This window comes from Cupriavidus alkaliphilus, assembly GCF_014191175.1.
Taxonomy (GTDB): Bacteria; Pseudomonadota; Gammaproteobacteria; order Burkholderiales; family Burkholderiaceae; genus Cupriavidus; species Cupriavidus alkaliphilus.
On sequence record NZ_JACHWE010000006.1, the window covers coordinates 72,109 to 86,523 of the forward strand.

Annotated in this window: 15 protein-coding genes; 1 reads left to right on the plus strand and 14 read right to left on the minus strand. The window is 68.8% G+C overall.

Annotated features, from left to right (window positions below):
• Positions 1-16 precede the first annotated feature (16 nt).
• The 5 genes from fliJ to fliF are packed head-to-tail and all read right to left on the minus strand — an operon-like array spanning position 17 to position 5,438.
• A complete protein-coding gene (gene fliJ / locus FHX60_RS20480; RefSeq protein WP_112775771.1) occupies positions 17-475 on the minus strand; it encodes a flagellar export protein FliJ in 459 nt (152 codons plus the stop codon).
• Positions 441-1,937, minus strand: coding sequence for a flagellar protein export ATPase FliI (gene fliI, locus FHX60_RS20485; RefSeq protein ID WP_092314537.1), 1,497 nt, complete (start codon positions 1,935-1,937; stop codon positions 441-443). The genes fliJ and fliI overlap by 35 nt, the downstream gene beginning before the upstream one ends.
• Positions 1,930-2,742, minus strand: a complete 813-nt coding sequence (gene fliH / locus FHX60_RS20490) for a flagellar assembly protein FliH (RefSeq protein WP_112775772.1) — start codon at positions 2,740-2,742, stop codon at positions 1,930-1,932. The genes fliI and fliH overlap by 8 nt, the downstream gene beginning before the upstream one ends.
• A complete protein-coding gene (gene fliG, locus FHX60_RS20495) occupies positions 2,729-3,739 on the minus strand; it encodes a flagellar motor switch protein FliG (RefSeq protein ID WP_018005565.1) in 1,011 nt (336 codons plus the stop codon). Before fliG ends, fliH begins: the two co-directional genes overlap by 14 nt.
• Positions 3,726-5,438, minus strand: a complete 1,713-nt coding sequence (gene fliF / locus FHX60_RS20500; protein ID WP_183284435.1) for a flagellar basal-body MS-ring/collar protein FliF — start codon at positions 5,436-5,438, stop codon at positions 3,726-3,728. The genes fliG and fliF overlap by 14 nt, the downstream gene beginning before the upstream one ends.
• Before the next feature lie 413 nt (positions 5,439-5,851).
• Here fliF and fliE point away from each other — a divergent pair, with 413 nt between their 5' ends.
• Complete coding sequence (gene fliE / locus FHX60_RS20505) at positions 5,852-6,175, plus strand: flagellar hook-basal body complex protein FliE (RefSeq protein WP_092314531.1); 324 nt, start codon at positions 5,852-5,854, stop codon at positions 6,173-6,175.
• Positions 6,176-6,250: 75 nt separating this feature from the next.
• Here the strand turns inward: fliE and FHX60_RS20510 are convergent, their stop codons facing one another.
• From FHX60_RS20510 to FHX60_RS20550, 9 genes are all read right to left on the minus strand, one after another.
• Complete coding sequence (locus FHX60_RS20510) at positions 6,251-6,544, minus strand: EscU/YscU/HrcU family type III secretion system export apparatus switch protein (protein WP_116602117.1); 294 nt, start codon at positions 6,542-6,544, stop codon at positions 6,251-6,253.
• On the minus strand, positions 6,541-7,860 hold the full coding sequence (fliK, locus tag FHX60_RS20515) for a flagellar hook-length control protein FliK (RefSeq protein WP_183284436.1): 1,320 nt from the start codon (positions 7,858-7,860) through the stop codon (positions 6,541-6,543). The genes FHX60_RS20510 and fliK overlap by 4 nt, the downstream gene beginning before the upstream one ends.
• A 73-nt stretch (positions 7,861-7,933) precedes the next feature.
• A complete protein-coding gene (locus FHX60_RS20520) occupies positions 7,934-8,299 on the minus strand; it encodes a flagellar protein FliT (protein WP_112775776.1) in 366 nt (121 codons plus the stop codon).
• Position 8,300: 1 nt separating this feature from the next.
• Positions 8,301-8,726: a flagellar export chaperone FliS gene (gene fliS / locus FHX60_RS20525; RefSeq protein ID WP_183284437.1), complete on the minus strand. Its 426-nt coding sequence runs from the start codon at positions 8,724-8,726 to the stop codon at positions 8,301-8,303.
• Between the two features lie 34 nt (positions 8,727-8,760).
• Entirely contained in the window at positions 8,761-10,167 is a 1,407-nt protein-coding gene (gene fliD, locus FHX60_RS20530; RefSeq protein ID WP_183284438.1) for a flagellar filament capping protein FliD, read from the minus strand.
• A gap of 33 nt (positions 10,168-10,200) precedes the next feature.
• A complete protein-coding gene (locus FHX60_RS20535; RefSeq protein ID WP_183284439.1) occupies positions 10,201-10,578 on the minus strand; it encodes a flagellar protein FlaG in 378 nt (125 codons plus the stop codon).
• A 137-nt stretch (positions 10,579-10,715) separates the two neighbouring features.
• Entirely contained in the window at positions 10,716-12,023 is a 1,308-nt protein-coding gene (locus FHX60_RS20540) for a FliC/FljB family flagellin (protein ID WP_183284440.1), read from the minus strand.
• A 225-nt stretch (positions 12,024-12,248) separates the two neighbouring features.
• Positions 12,249-12,575, minus strand: a complete 327-nt coding sequence (locus FHX60_RS20545) for an RNA chaperone Hfq (RefSeq protein WP_112775780.1) — start codon at positions 12,573-12,575, stop codon at positions 12,249-12,251.
• 855 nt (positions 12,576-13,430) lie between these two features.
• Positions 13,431-14,387, minus strand: a complete 957-nt coding sequence (locus FHX60_RS20550; RefSeq protein ID WP_183284441.1) for an oxygenase MpaB family protein — start codon at positions 14,385-14,387, stop codon at positions 13,431-13,433.
• Between the last annotated feature and the right edge of the window lie 28 nt (positions 14,388-14,415).

Genomic DNA, 14,415 nt, shown 5'->3' on the forward strand with positions numbered 1-14,415 from the left:
ACCGCCCAGGCATCGTTCAGGCTTCGCTCAGGCGGCTGGCCGCGGTGCGGGCCAGGCGGGCGGCGTATTCGTCGTTGGCGCGCTGCTCGCGGCGCGCGGCCACCTGCTCTTGCTTCGCTTCCGCGCGCGCGATCAGCGTGTCGAACGAGTTCAGGCGGCGCTTCTGGTGCTGCCAGCGGTTGCGGCCCGCCAGCAGGTCGGCCTCGGCCTTGGCCACGGCCGCGCCCTGCTGGCGGATGGCCTGGTCCAGCGAATCGAGGAAGCGCGAAAAGTCCTGCCAGCGGCTGGAGGTGATGCCCTGCGCCGCCACCACCTGCATGCGCTCGCGGTATTCCTGGCGGTATTGCGTGAGCTGGTTGAGCTGCAGCTCCGCCTGCGTGCGCAAGCCCTGCAGCCGGCCGAGCTCGCGCGCGGCGGCATCGGTGTCGGTCTGGGCCAGGTCAGCCAGCGTGTTGAGCGGTGAATGCTTGAGCATGTTCACTCCTGTCGAAGAGGCTGTGCAGCGCGGCGATGGCGTCGGCGTAGCCGGCGCGTTCGTGGATGTCCTGCTGCAGGAAGGCTTCCATGCGCGGATGCAGCTGGATCGCCAGGTCCAGTTCCGGGTCGTTGCCGGGCACGTAGGCGCCCACGCTGATCAGGTCGCGGTTGCGCTGGTAGCGCGACATCAGCTGCTTGAAGCGGCGCACCGAGCCGAACTGCTCGTGCGGGATCAGCGCGGTCATGGCGCGGCTGATCGAGGCCTCGACGTCGATGGCCGGATAGTGGCCGGCTTCGGCCAGGCTGCGCGACAGCACGATATGGCCGTCCAGGATGGCGCGCGCGGAATCGGCGATCGGGTCCTGCTGGTCGTCGCCCTCGGTCAGCACGGTGTAGAACGCGGTGATCGAGCCGCCGCCCTCGGGGCCGTTGCCGGTGCGCTCGACCAGCGTCGGCAGCTTGGCGAAGACCGACGGCGGATAGCCCTTGGTGGCGGGCGGCTCGCCGATTGCCAGCGCGATCTCGCGCTGGGCCATGGCGTAGCGCGTCAGCGAGTCCATGATCAGGAGCACGTGCTGGCCCTGGTCGCGGAAATACTCGGCCAGCCGCGTCGCATAGGCGGCGCCCTGCATGCGCAGCAGCGGCGAGCAGTCCGCCGGCGCGGCCACCACCACCGAGCGGCGGCGGCCCTCCGGCCCCAGGATGTTCTCGATGAATTCCTTTACCTCGCGGCCGCGTTCGCCGATCAGGCCGACCACGATCACGTCGGCGCTGGTGTAGCGCGCCATCATGCCCAGCAGCACGCTCTTGCCGACGCCCGAGCCCGCGAACAGGCCCATGCGCTGGCCGCGGCCGACGGTCAGCATGCCGTTGATGGCGCGCACGCCGGTGTCGAGCACGGTTTCGATCGGCGCGCGCATCAGCGGGTTGATCTGCTCGCCGGCCAGCGGCACTTCCATCGCCGCGGCAAGCGGGCCGAGCCCGTCCAGCGGGCGGCCCGCCGCATCCAGCACGCGGCCCAGCAGGCCCGGGCCGACCGGCAGGCGCTTGGAGCCCGGCTCGCGCGGCGCGGTGGCGCCGGCCGGTTGCGGCGACGGCTCCAGCGGATAGACGCGCGCGCCGGGCAGCAGCCCGACCACGTCGGACTGCGGCATCAGGTAGAGGCGGTCGGCGCCAAAGCCGACCACTTCGGCTTCGGCGGTGCGCGGGGCGTTGCTGTCGGTGGTGAACTGTCCGGCGGGCAGCTCGATCAGGCAATCGCTGCCCACCGGCAGGCGCAGGCCCACGGCTTCCAGCACCAGCCCCGCCGCGCGCGTCAGGCGGCCGCAGCTGCGCTTGCTGTCGAGCCCGGCGATGCCGGCCGCGGCGCCGTTCAGCGCATCGATCCAGCGCTGCGCGTGGTCGTGCGCCGCGTCGGGCGCGGGCGCGGCGGCGCGGGTGTCCTGCGCGGTGTCAGGCATGCGGCGGCTCCCACGGGTCGTCGCGGCCCAGCGCCCGCACCACGCGGGTCCAGCGGGTGGGCAGCGTGGCGTCGCGCTCGCCGCTGGCGGCGCTGGCGATGCAGCCGCCGCGCGCCACCGACGGATCGGCGCGCACGGTCCAGCCGGCGGCGGCGAGTTCCCCATGCAGGTGGGTCTCGACCAGCGCCACGTCGTCGGGGTGCAGCAGCAGGCTGGGCGATCCGGACAGCGCGGGTTCGCTGGTCAGCAGCTCGCGCACCGCCGGCAGCAAGGCCGCGGGGTCTTGCGCCAGCGTCGAGCGCACCAGTTGTCGCGCCACGTCCAGCGCCAGCGACACCAGCGCGCGCGCGACCTGGTCATCGACGCTGCCGAGCGCGCCGCGCAGGTTGCCGGCCAGCGCCTGCAGCTGCGCGGCCTCGTTGCGGGCGGCTTCCAGGCCGCGCGCATAGCCTTCGCGATGGCCGTCGCCGTAGCCCTGGGTCTGGCCCTGGGTGTAGCCCTGGGCGTAGCCTTCCTTGCGCGCGCCTTCGCGCATCGCGTCGAGTGCGGCGAAGTCGATCGGCGGCGGCGCGGGTTCGGCCGGCACGGCGGCCAGCGTCTCGAGCGGTTCGGCATGCCGGGAATCGAGCGAGCCCATCTGCCAGCGCTGCCAGCCGGCAGCCCCACCGCGCGCGCGGCGCGGCGGCTCGAACGGCGCGAAGCCGCCGGCGCCGGCGGCGTTGTTGCCGCCCAGCGACGAAAACGGGTCGGCGCCCAGGCCGCGGCGCCCGGCCCCGCGCTCGGGGTCAGCCTCAGACATAGGCATCGTCGCCTCCGCCGATCTGCACTTCGCCCGCATCCGCCAGGCGTCTTACCACCTGCAGGATGGCCTTCTGCTCGGCCTCGACCTGCGACACGCGCACCGGGCCCAGCGCCTCCAGGTCCTCGCGCAGCATCTCGCCGGCGCGGGTGGACATGTTGCGGATGAACTTGTCGCGCAGCTCCTGCGGCGCGCCCTTGAGCGCGACGATAAGCGATTCGGTGGCGATTTCCTTGAGCACGCGCTGGATGCCGCGGTCGTCGACCTCGAGCAGGTTCTCGAACAGGAACATCTCGTCGATGATCTTCTGCGCGAGGTCTCCGTCGTGCAGGCGCACGCCGTCGATGACCGCTTCCTCGTGCGCGGTGCTCATCAGGTTGATGATCTCGGCTGCGGTGCGCACGCCGCCCATGCGGCTGCGCTTCAGGCTCTGGCCCGCCAGCAGCTTGGTCAGCACGTCGGTCAGTTCCTGCAGCGCGCCAGGCTGCACGCCGCCGAAGGTGGCGATGCGCAGGATCACGTCGTTGCGCAGGCGGTCGGTGAACAGCCCCAGCACCTCGGACGACTTCTGCCGGTCCAGGTGGATCAGGATGGTGGCGATGATCTGCGGATGCTCGTCGCGGATCAGCTCGGCGATGGCGGTGGCATCCATCCAGTTCAGCGAGTCGATGCCGCCGCCCGGATCGCGCGATTCCAGGATGTCCTCGATCACCGACTGCGCGCGCTCCTCGCCCAGCGCCTTGTTCAGCACGCTGCGGATAAACGCGCTGGAGTCGACGTTCAGCGCCAGGTACTGCTCGGTCTCGGCGCGGAACTCGCCCAGCACCTCGGCCATTTCCTCGCGGGTGACCGAGCTGAGCGTGGCCATGGCCGAACCCAGCTCCTGCACTTCGCGCTGCGACAGGTGCTTGAACACCTCGGCCGCGGCATCCTCGCCGATCGCCATCATCAGCACCGCGCTCTTCTGCAGGCCGGATTCAGAGATGCCCTTAGCGGTTGTCATTGCTAATCCAGTTCTTGATCACGCTGGCGACCAGGCGGGGGTCGCGCTGGGCGGCGTCGCGCACCAGCGCGAGGTCGCTTTCGTACTTCGCGGCAAGCCGCAGGACTTCCGGATTGGCCGGCTCTTCCGGCGGCAGCAGCACTGCCTCGGTCTCGTCCCTGGGCTCCGGCGCCGGCAACGGCGGCGCGGTGTAGCGGCGCAGGATCGGGCGCGCCACCTTGAACCACGCGAACAGCGCCAGCAGTGCCAGCAGCAGGTAGCCGGCCAGGCTCTTGCCCAGTGCAATCATGTCGGGCTGCTTCCACAGCGGCAGTTCGGGCTCGGCCTTCTCGCGCTCGGCGGTGAAAGGGCTGTTGACCACGTTGATGGAGTCGCCGCGGTCGGCCGAGAACCCCATCGCTTCCTTGGTCAGGTTCTGGATCTGCGCCAGCAGCGCCGGCGGCAGCGGCTCGGCCACGAGCTTGCCCTTGGCATCGGCCTGCTGGCGGTAATTGACCACCACCGCCACCGACAGCCGGCGCACGCCGCCCGGGGCCTGCTGCACGTGGCGCACCGAGCGGTCCAGTTCATAGTTGACGGTGGAGTCGCGGCGATTGCTGCTCGGACCGCTGGACGCGGTGGCGGTGGCGCCCTGCGCGGCCTGGCCAGGCTGGCCGGGTTGCCCCGCTGCCGGTGCGCCGGCCTGGCCCGGCGCCTGGCCCGCGCGCGGCGTCTGCGGCGTGGTCACGGGCGCGGCAGCGGCGGCTGGCGGCTGGTTCGACAGCGCGCCGGGCACGCCGCCCGGCGGGGTTGCGCCCTGCTGGGTCGATTCGCTGGTCTGCTGGCTGCGGATCGCCGAGCGGGTCGGGTCCTGGTTGGGCTTGTAGCTCTCGTCGGTATGCTCGACGATGGAGAAGTCCACGTCGGCGGTGACCTGCGCGCGCACGTTGTCCTTGCCGACGATCGGCGTCAGGATCGCCTCGATGCGCTTCAGGTAGTTCTGCTCCAGCGCCTGGACATACTTGAGCTGGGTGGCGTCGAGCATGCGCTCGTTGCCGGTGTTCGACAGCAGGTTGCCGTGCTGGTCGACGATCGAGATCGACTTGGGCGTCAGCTCCGGCACGCTCGACGACACCAGGTGGCTGATCGCCGCGACCTGGCCTTCATCGATGGCGCGGCCCGGGTACAGCTGCAGCACGATCGAGGCGGTCGGCTTCTGGCGCTCGCGCACGAACAGCGTCGGCTTGGGAATCGCCAGGTGCACGCGCGCGGACTGTACCGCGGCGATCGACTCGATCGAGCGCGCCAGTTCGCCCTCCAGCCCGCGCTGGTAGTTGACCTGCTCGGCAAACTGGCTGATGCCGAACTTCTGGTTGTCCATCAGTTCCATGCCGGCGGTGCCGCTCTTGGGCAGGCCCTGCGAGGCCAGCCGCAGGCGCGTCTCGTGCACCTTCTCGGCCGGCACCATCACGGCGCCGCCGCCTTCGGCGAACTTGTACGGCACGTTCATCTGCTGCAGCGACTGCAGCACCGCGCCGCCGTCGCGCTCGGACAGGTTGCTGTACAGCACTTTGTAGTCCGGGCCGCGCGACCACAGCACGCCCACCGCGATCGCGGCGGCCAGGGCCGCTCCGCCCAGCATCAGCGGCAGCTTCGGGTTGGCCTTCAGGCGCTCCAGCACTTCGGCCGGACGCCCGGGCAGTGCCACTGCCGCGGTCATGCGCGTGCTCCGGATCCGGCGCCGCGACGCTCGCGACGGCACGGGCGATGCTGACCGCCTTGGTCGTCGGCACGGCTCACGGCACGGCTCACATTACGCTGCAGAGAAAACACGCGTACTCCCGAATGGATGGTTGTCTGGTGATTGCCGGCACCCGCACGGGACCACGGCCCGCGCTCTTCCGGCACGGTGGCAATGATCGGCCAGACTTGAGCGAGACAATCCGGTGAATAGACCGGGTTTTCCGGCCGATTTCGGTCCATCGGGCGAGGGAGGCGGCGGGTACGCTGCGAGGGCTGAAACTGGCTGCGGATCCGCCCGGCGCGGGCCTGTGGCAGGCCGGGAACCGGCCAACCGGCGCCAACGGCGCGCCCTACGACCAACCGGGCCGGACATCCGGCCGATCACGACCCATGACCACTATCTCTTCCATCGAGGGCATGCTGCAGCAACTGCGCGGGATGTCCCAGGTTGCCTCCGGCAACCCAGCCGGGCAGGCCGCGGCGCCGGTCGGCGGCGGCTTCGCCGGCGAGCTGCAGCGCTCGCTCGGCCGCATCAACGCTGCGCAGGAGCGCGCCTACGGCCAGGCCGAGGCGTTCGAGCTGGGCAAGCCCGGCGTGGCGCTCAACGACGTGATGATCGACCTGCAGAAGGCCAATGTGTCGTTCCAGACCGGGGTGCAGGTGCGCAACCGGCTGGTGGCGGCTTATCAGGAGATGATGAATATGCCGGTGTAAGGCGAATGCCTTGGCTGGAACAGACAGCCCCCGGGGCGCGCAAGCGGCCGGGGGCTTTTTCCGTCGGGCCGGCGCTCAGGCCGGACCCGGCGCGTCGGGATCCAGTCCGGATTCCAAGCGATAGATCCATGCCAGCAGTTCGGCCACCGCCACATAGAGCTGCGGCGGCACGTGGCTGTCGAGGTCGACCTGCATCAGCAGGTTCACCAGCGTCGGCGAGTCGTGGACGTAGACGTTGGCCTCGCGCGCGCGGGCGATGATGGCTTCGGCGACCACGCCATAGCCCTTGGCGACCACGCGCGGCGCCTTGTCGCTGTGCTGGTACGACAGCGCGATTGCTGCCCCGCGTTCGTGTGCTGCGTCGCTCATTGCGTTCCGCCTTGCGCCAGGCTGTCCTGCGTCTGCACGCTCAGGCGCTGCACGGCAATGCCATGCGCCTCGAGCTGGCTGCGCAGCTGCGGCCGCGCCGCGATGAAGCGCGCCGCCACGTCGGTTTCGGGCGTGGCTACGCGGGCGTCGAGACCGCCAGGGCCGAGGGTGAGTACCGCTTCGACCACGCCCAGGTTGGGCAACTGCAGCCGCAGGCGGCTCGACCACGGCCGCGCGGCTTCGCCGTGGGCGGCGGCGTCGGCCTCCGCGCGCAGCAGTTCCCATTCCATCGGCACGCCGGGCCAGGCTTCGCCGGCAAAGCGAAACTGCTGCGTGGCGAGCAACTCCAGCTGCTGGCGGACCACGCCTTCGGTGGCGGGATGGATGGCCGGGCCGGCGGCCGGCGCTTGCCGGCCGGCATCCGCCGGAGCGGATGGCGTACCGCCATCCGATGCGCGCGCCGGTTGGCTGGCCAGGCTGTCGAGCGCGGCCAGGCGCGCGCCAGCTTCGGCTGTCGATTGGTAGGCCTGCGTCGCCAGCGATGCCGCCGAAGGGCGCTGCGCGGCCGGTTCGGCGGCGGCACCGCGGCTGTAGGCCGCCGTGGTAGCGGTGCCTTGCCGCAGCGCCTGCTCGGCCGCCGCATGGCTGTGGGCCACGCGCGGATTGCCGGCCGAGGCCAGCGCTTCGGCCAGCACCTGCGAGGCCGGCAACAGCGGCGGCATGGACGGCCGCGCCGGTTCCGCCCCTGCGCCGCTGCCGGCATAGGCCAGCTGCAGCGACGGCGGCGCGGCAGCGGCGCGCTGGCTGGCACCGGCCGGGACCACGGGCCGGCCCGGCACCGGAACCTGCGCCTGCGGCTCCTGCCGCAGGCTCGCCAGCCCGCGCGCGCCGGCCACCCACTGCGCCAGGTGCGATTCATAGAACAGGCCGCTCTGGCCGACCGCATTGGCCAGCGCCGCGGCGGTGGCCTGCGCCGACGTTGCCGTGGGCGCCGCCGGCAGCAACGAGGCATTGCTGCGCACCGGCTGGGCTTCGGCACCGTCCATCACGGCCAGGATGGCCCGCGCCGCCGCACTCAGCGATTCCTGCGTCGACGCGCCCGGCAGCAATGCGCCCTGGCCTGCCATGGCATTGGGGCCGCTTGCCAGCGCGCTGTGGCGGATGGCCTGGCCGGTGGCGTTCTGGACGTTCGACTCGGTCGCCTCGGCCACCGGCTGCAGCGCCGCGACCTGGTCGACGGCGATGGCGGTGCGCAGGGCCTGCGGGTCGGGGGCCTGACCGGGGGCCAGGCCTGGCGGCAGGTGGATGCCGGTCATACGGGTTGCATGGATCAGGGACGGCGGCGGGTGCGGCCAGCCGGTGGGAGATGGGAGCGGCCTTCAGGCCGCCTCAGGTGGTGGCGCCGGTCGTGGCGCCCGCCGTCGCGCCATAGGCGGCGCTCAGCTCGAACTGCCGGCGCGAGCTGGTCAGCATGTCGCCGAGCCGCTTGAGCTGCGGCAGCGCCAGGTCGCGGATGCGGGCGTCGTAGGTCAGGATGCGGTCCAGCAGCTGGTAGCGCCGCATGCGCTCGGCATCGGAGAAGGGGGCGTCGTGGTCGAGCTGGCGCAGGCGCTCCACCTGGGCCAGGTAGGCTTGCTGCAGGGTGGTGACCGTGTCCCAGTCGGCGCCCTGCGCCGCCTCGTGCATGCGCGCGGACAGGGCGAGGATTTCCTCGTAGCAGGCCACGATCGGCGAAAACACTGGAGGGAAGGCCATGTCAGTTGTCCTGTAAGGCGGGTTGCCGCTCGGCCCCGGCGGCCGCGTCATCGATCTGCGCCCACGCCGAGGCCAGGCTTTCCAGCAGCGCGTCGACCTCGGTCAGCAGCGCTGCGTCGCTGCGCAGGTTGGCCAGCATCAGCCGGCGCACCATGTATTCGTACAGCGCTTCGAGGTTGGCCGAGATCTCGCCGCCGGCGTCGTGGTCGAGCACGGCGCGCAGGCCGTTGTCGATGATGTCGATGGCCTTGGAGATGGCATTGCCGCGCTCGGCGACGTTGCCGCCTTCCAGGTGGAACCTGGCCCGCGCGATCGCGGCGCGGGCGCCGTCGTACAGCATGGCGATCAGCCTGTGCGGGCTGGCGCTCATGGCACCGGTCTGGACGCCGACCTGGGCGTAGGCGTTGGCGGATGCGCGGGCGAACATGGCTGGGTTCCTCGTGGCGGTGGGATGCGGCTGGTTACTTCTTGGTGCTGTTGTTGAGCGCGTTGAACTGCTGCGTCAGGTAGCTGCTGGTGCGGTTCATCTGCGCCACCACCAGGTCCAGCTGCGTGAACTGGGCCTTGTAGCGGTCGATGGTGGCGGTGACGCGGTCCTGGACGCGGTCATAGTCGTCCTCCAGGTCCTCCAGCGTCTTGGTGATGCCGTCCTGCGCCACCTTCAGCGCGCCGTCGGTCTTGCTAAGGCCTTCGATATAGGTGGTGGCGCGCTTGCCGATGCCGCCGTCGCCGGTGGTGCTGGAGAACAGCGACGTGACGCGCCCCAGGTTGTCGTTCATCGCCTTGGTCAGCTTGGCGTCGTCCAGCTTCATGGTGCCGTCCTTGTCGAACGTGATGCCGACGTCGATCAGCGTGATCGTGCCACCGTTGCCGTCGTCCATGGCACCGCCCAGCATCGAGCGCAGGCTGGACTGGATCGAGCGCAGCGTGCCGTCGCCGGTCAGCGCCGCCGACGTGCCGGCCTTGACATCGAATGCCGTCAGGGATTTCGCGGAGCTCTGAATATTGTTGTAGGCCGTGACAAAGGCCTGGACCGCGGCCTTGATGGCGTCGTTGTCGCGGGTCACCGTCAGCGATGTGGTGCCCGGCTTGACAAGGTTCATGGTCACACCCTGCGCTGCGTCGACCACTGAATTGCTCTGGCTGACTACGTCGATGCCGTTGATCTTCAGCGTCGCGTTGGCCGGCGGCACCTTCTGTTCCATCTTGTTCGCTGCGGGCGCCGCCGCCGGATCGAATGCAACCACGTTGTTCAGCGCAGCGTCGGCAGACGAAACGCGCATGGTGGCTTGGGTTCCGGTCTTGTCCGACGTCAGCACCAGGCGATAGGGGGTGGCGCTGCCGTCATTGACGATGCTGGCGGTCACGCCGATGCCCGCCTTGTTGATGGCATCCCGCATGCCTTCGAGGGACGAGTCCGCGGGGATGGTGACTTTCTTGGTGCTGGTGGCCGCGCCACCGGTGGCGAGCGCTTCGCCAAAGTCGAACACGAGCTCGCCGCCGCCAATCACGGCCTTCTGGTCAGCAACGTTGCTGCTCACCAGCGATTGCGCCGTGGCAAGCGTGTTGACCGTGATGCTGTAGCTGCCCGGTACGGCATTGGCCGCGGTGCTGACAGTCATCACGTCCGTCGTGCCGACACTGGCCTTGACGGCGCCGAAGGTAGCCGCATCAGACAGCTTCTTCGCCGCGCCCTGATAGGCATCCAGCACGCTCTGGACCTGGCTGTATGCCGACAACTTGGTCTGGTAGCTCTTGGCCTGCGCGTTGATGGCGTCAAGCGGTGCCTGCTCCGCCTTCTGCAGTTGCTCCAGCAGGGTGCTCAGGTCCAGGTTTGAACCGATGCCGATGGAAGAGATCGTTGCCATATTATTGTCTCGTCTTCAACTGATGATCAGGGCTCAAGCGGCCTGGTTGATGAATAACCCCTGCAGCTTGTCGATGGCGCGGGCGATGCGCAGTACCTCTTCGGTGGGCATCTGCCGGATCAGGTCGCCGGTTTCCTTGTCGATCACCTTGGTGATGACGCGGTGCGTGGCTTCATCGATCTCGAAACGCAGGCCGATGGTGGTGGTTTTGAGCGCGTCGACCAACTCGCCGAGGGCGGCGCTGGTTTCCGATCCATGGACCGCTTCGGTGTGGTCGCTGGCCAAGACCCGGTCCTGTCGCTGCGCAGCCCCGGTGGCCATAGTAGTTGCGCCGCCAGAAGGCATCGCGCCGGCCAAGCCTTCTGCCGGCATCCGCACGGCAAAGGGGTTCACTGTCGGGGGAGGCGCCATCGAATACTCCGTCCGGTTTGGCTAGGTTCAGTTCCAGGAGAAACACTTTGCAGGCAGTCGGGCTGCCTGCGAAATGCTCCTCGGGCAAAAAGGCCGGGCCTCGCGGCCCAGCCTTTCTGCGCGTTTCGCCGACGCGATTAACGCAGCAGCGACAGCACGCCTTGGGTGGTCTGGTTGGCTTGCGCCAGGACCGAGGTACCAGCCTGTTGCAGGATGTTCGCGCGGGTCATGTTCGACACTTCCGTTGCGTAGTCAGCGTCCTGGATGCGCGAGCGCGACGAGGACAGGTTGGTCACGGTGGTGCCCAGGTTCGAGATGACGGAGTCAAAGCGGTTCTGGACTGCACCCAGCGAGCTGCGCAGATCGTCGACTTGCTTCAGTGCGGCATCGATCTTCTTCAGCGCGTTGCCGGTCGGGACGCCGCTGAACTCGGGCGTGGGCGTGGCGCCGCTCAGGGAGATCGTGCCGACGGCGATGTTGAGGGTGCCGGCTGCACCGCCGTCAGCCAGGGTGCCGGCAGCGATGAAGCTCTTGCCCTGCACGGTGACGTAGCCGGTGGCTACGCCTGCGGCATTGTTGGCAACGCGCACCACCTGGTCTTGCAGCGTGACGGGGCCGGCGATGCCATTGGCGGTGTCGTCGAATGCGACATCAGCTTCGTTGAGCTTCACGGCGCCGGTGGTGCGGTCAACCGAAGCGGCGAAGTAGTCGTCGCCTGCCTTCACGACGAACTGGCCGGAGTTAGCGCCGCCAGCCGTCTTGACTTCGTGCAGCTCGAGGTCCGCTGCTGCGAACGTCTTGCCGGTTGCGGCGTTGATCTTGGTGATGTCGCCGGCAGCAAAGCTGACGTTGTACGAACCGGTGCCAGCGGCAGCGTTGATCGTGGTGATCTTCGGACCAACGTCCAGCGAGTTCTTGGCCACCGAGAAACCGCTCAGGCCCAGCGTGGTCTTATCGATCTGCTTCAGGTCGATGGAGATGGTCTCACCGTCGTTCGCGCCAACTTGAACCGACAGCTTGGTGCTGCCAGCCAGCACCTTCACGCCGTTGAAGTCGGTTTGCTGCGAGGTGCGATCGATTTCGGCCAGGCGCTGGTTGATTTCGTCCTGGATCGACTTCAGGTCGGACGTCGAGTTCGAACCCGTCGAGGCTTGCACGGCCAGTTCACGGATACGCTGCAGGTTGTTGTTGACTTCGGTCAGCGCGCCTTCGGTGGTCTGCGCCAGCGAGATGCCGTCGTTGGCGTTGCGCTGGGCTTGGGTCAGGCCGCGGATGTTGGCGGTGAAGCGGTTCGCAATCGCCTGGCCGGCGGCGTCGTCCTTGGCGCTGTTGATGCGCAGGCCCGACGACAGGCGCTGGATCGCCGTGTTCAGCGACGATTGCGAAGCATTCAGGTTGTTCTGAGTCATCAGAGACAACGAATTGGTGTTAATGACTTGCGCCATGGTACGACTCCTATTTGCAAAGTTTTGGGCATTCCGGCTAGTGCCGTAACGTTGGCGGCCTGCTTTGCAGGGCGTAGAGTGCCTCCGTTGCTTGGGTTATCGACCGGGCAAGGCAAAGGTTTAGAGTGATCTCCGCGATAGTTTCGCGGGGTGGCGGCGGGGCGGGGGACGCGCCGTACGGCGACGGGCGGTGAGGTCTGGACGGGTGCCGGTCCGGTCGCCGGCCTAGCGGCGCTTGCGGGTGCGCGGGATAAAAAGCGGCACGAAATCGGGCGCGGCCACCGTTTCCGGCGCGACCCCGATCACCTCCGGCGCATCGGCCGGCGTGACCAGGCAGATGGCGCGCTTGTAGACCACGGTAGGCTGGATGTCGTCGGGCCCGCGGCCGAGCAGCAGCACGAAATCGTCGGCGGCCAGCACCAGCCCGTGCAGCCGGGCGCCGTTGGACAGGTGCACGATCACCGGGGACTGGGTAATGCGGTACGCGGCGAATTGCTGGGACTGCAGTTGCCGTCGGCTGGCTTGCCTGGGCCGGATTTCCTTCTTCTTCACAACGACTCCGGAAGAGCCCGCAAGGGTTCTGGCGGCTGATAACGGTCCGTTGGCCGGCGGCTTGGGGTGCGGCACGGCCTGGGCGGCGGGGGAAACATCCGCTCTCGGTAACGGCGACCGGACTGGCCGCCTGGATTGCGTCGAGACCCGGCCCTGCGTGCGGGTACCGCGATGTCGTGCAATGGCCGGCGGTTGGCGCTGCCAGAAGAGAAGGGGAATACTTCAGGGGTGAGAGTAACAAAGTTTTACAAGCGTTGACGGACGGCAGGCAGCTCGTGATCTAGAGGCAATGCTCTATTAATTTGATTGCTTCGTACTCTAAATTCATGTAGGAAGTTGCGCCCCGACGGTGCGTGGGAACACGCGCCCCTGGCCGGGAAGGCCAGGCGGACATTGGGCTGGCGGGAATTTGCCAGCCTTTGCAAGAAGTGTCCTGAAAATGATTTCAGGGGCAAAAATGCCAGAAAAGCGCAAAGGTGCGCGTTTCGCGCTAGGGGAATCCCCTGATAGAAGCGGGATTTACACCTCATGTAAGCGCGTTTATATTCGTAACAAGAGCTGTTTGGCTCGAGCAGTCCTGGAAAGCCTACGAGCACCCCGCGCGTGGGCTTCTTTTTTGCCCGCGTCGTTTGGATCGCGCTCTGCGGCGCAGTGGCCGGGCGGTCGAATAACCTGACCGGCCGTTCGGAATGCCGAGCCACATTTAACGCCACTTCACCGACGCCCGATTCCCTGAAATGGGGGGAAATCTGGTGCTATTTCCGCTTTGCTCGCCGGAAGCGTTCGCTGATCGGCCCTGATCGGCCTAATCGGCTGCAGCGCACGCCGTTCGCGCGGCTGTCCGGCCTGAATCCCTCAACCCGTCTGAGCGTCCGTGCCGCGCGCTACGCGCCGCCGGGCCCGAGCCGCCAGGCCGGCGCCAAGCGCCCAGCGCAGTGCCGGCGCCAGCACGTGCATGCCGGCCAGCGCCGCGGAGCGGCGGATCGAAGATCCGTCCAGGTCGAGCTGGCGGCGCGCCCATGGCGGCAGCAGCGCGATGCCCGCGTCGGCCATGATGCTGACCGCCGGCTGCAGCAAGGGATTGGCCACCGGCATCTTCCTGACCAGCCGCACCACTTCGCGGGTGCGCTCGCTGGCCAGCAGCGCGGGCCGCATGGATTCGAGATAGGCGTCAACTTCGGCGCGCGAGCGCGGCACCTCGGCCGCGCCGAGCAACTCCGCGATGCGGGCCACCTCGGCGTAATAGCGGTCCTGCTCGGCGGCGCCGAGGGGGCCCACATAGCGCAGGTAGCCCGCCAGGAAGCTAGATACCTCGGCCACGTGCACCCAGGTCAGCAGCGCGGGGTCCGATGCCGCGTAGGGTCGTCCGTCAGGCGCCACGCCGGACACGCCGGTATGGATGCGCCGCACGCGTTCGATCAGCGCCATCGCGTCGGCGCGGCTGCCATAGGTGGTGCCCGCGATGAACTGCGCGGTGCGGCCCAGGCGCCCCTGCATGTCGGTGCGGAAACTGGAGTGGTCCCATACTCCCGCCAATGCCAGCGGATGCAGGGTCTGCAGCAGCAGTGCGCTGACGCCGCCGGCCAGCATCGCCGGGAAATCCGCATGCACACGCCAGCAGACCGCTTCCGGGCCGAACAGGCCAGGGTCGCCGGGCGGATTGTCATAGTCCAGGCGCAGGCCGGAGTTGCTGCGGGTCAGCGCGCGCACGTGCGCACCGGCCTGCTCCCGCAGTCTTGCGGAGAGCTGATGCAGCGGGCCGCGGCGCTGCGGCGTGGCGCTGCCCGGGGCGGGGTCAGTGACGCTGGACAAGGCGGGAACTGCCTGGAACGAAAAGGAT

What these genes read in the sequence shown, in the direction of transcription:
- fliK (WP_183284436.1), bottom strand. Translation starts at nt 7,860, where the DNA reads ATGACCGGCATCCACCTGCCGCCAGGCCTGGCCCCCGGTCAGGCCCCC.
- FHX60_RS20510 (WP_116602117.1), bottom strand. Translation starts at nt 6,544, where the DNA reads ATGAGCGACGCAGCACACGAACGCGGGGCAGCAATCGCGCTGTCGTAC.
- fliF (WP_183284435.1), bottom strand. Translation starts at nt 5,438, where the DNA reads ATGACCGCGGCAGTGGCACTGCCCGGGCGTCCGGCCGAAGTGCTGGAG.
- fliS (WP_183284437.1), bottom strand. Translation starts at nt 8,726, where the DNA reads ATGTTCGCCCGCGCATCCGCCAACGCCTACGCCCAGGTCGGCGTCCAG.
- FHX60_RS20540 (WP_183284440.1), bottom strand. Translation starts at nt 12,023, where the DNA reads ATGGCGCAAGTCATTAACACCAATTCGTTGTCTCTGATGACTCAGAAC.
- fliE (WP_092314531.1), top strand. Translation starts at nt 5,852, where the DNA reads ATGACCACTATCTCTTCCATCGAGGGCATGCTGCAGCAACTGCGCGGG.
- fliH (WP_112775772.1), bottom strand. Translation starts at nt 2,742, where the DNA reads ATGCCTATGTCTGAGGCTGACCCCGAGCGCGGGGCCGGGCGCCGCGGC.
- fliG (WP_018005565.1), bottom strand. Translation starts at nt 3,739, where the DNA reads ATGACAACCGCTAAGGGCATCTCTGAATCCGGCCTGCAGAAGAGCGCG.
- fliJ (WP_112775771.1), bottom strand. Translation starts at nt 475, where the DNA reads ATGCTCAAGCATTCACCGCTCAACACGCTGGCTGACCTGGCCCAGACC.
- FHX60_RS20520 (WP_112775776.1), bottom strand. Translation starts at nt 8,299, where the DNA reads ATGGCCTTCCCTCCAGTGTTTTCGCCGATCGTGGCCTGCTACGAGGAA.
- FHX60_RS20535 (WP_183284439.1), bottom strand. Translation starts at nt 10,578, where the DNA reads ATGGCGCCTCCCCCGACAGTGAACCCCTTTGCCGTGCGGATGCCGGCA.
- fliI (WP_092314537.1), bottom strand. Translation starts at nt 1,937, where the DNA reads ATGCCTGACACCGCGCAGGACACCCGCGCCGCCGCGCCCGCGCCCGAC.
- fliD (WP_183284438.1), bottom strand. Translation starts at nt 10,167, where the DNA reads ATGGCAACGATCTCTTCCATCGGCATCGGTTCAAACCTGGACCTGAGC.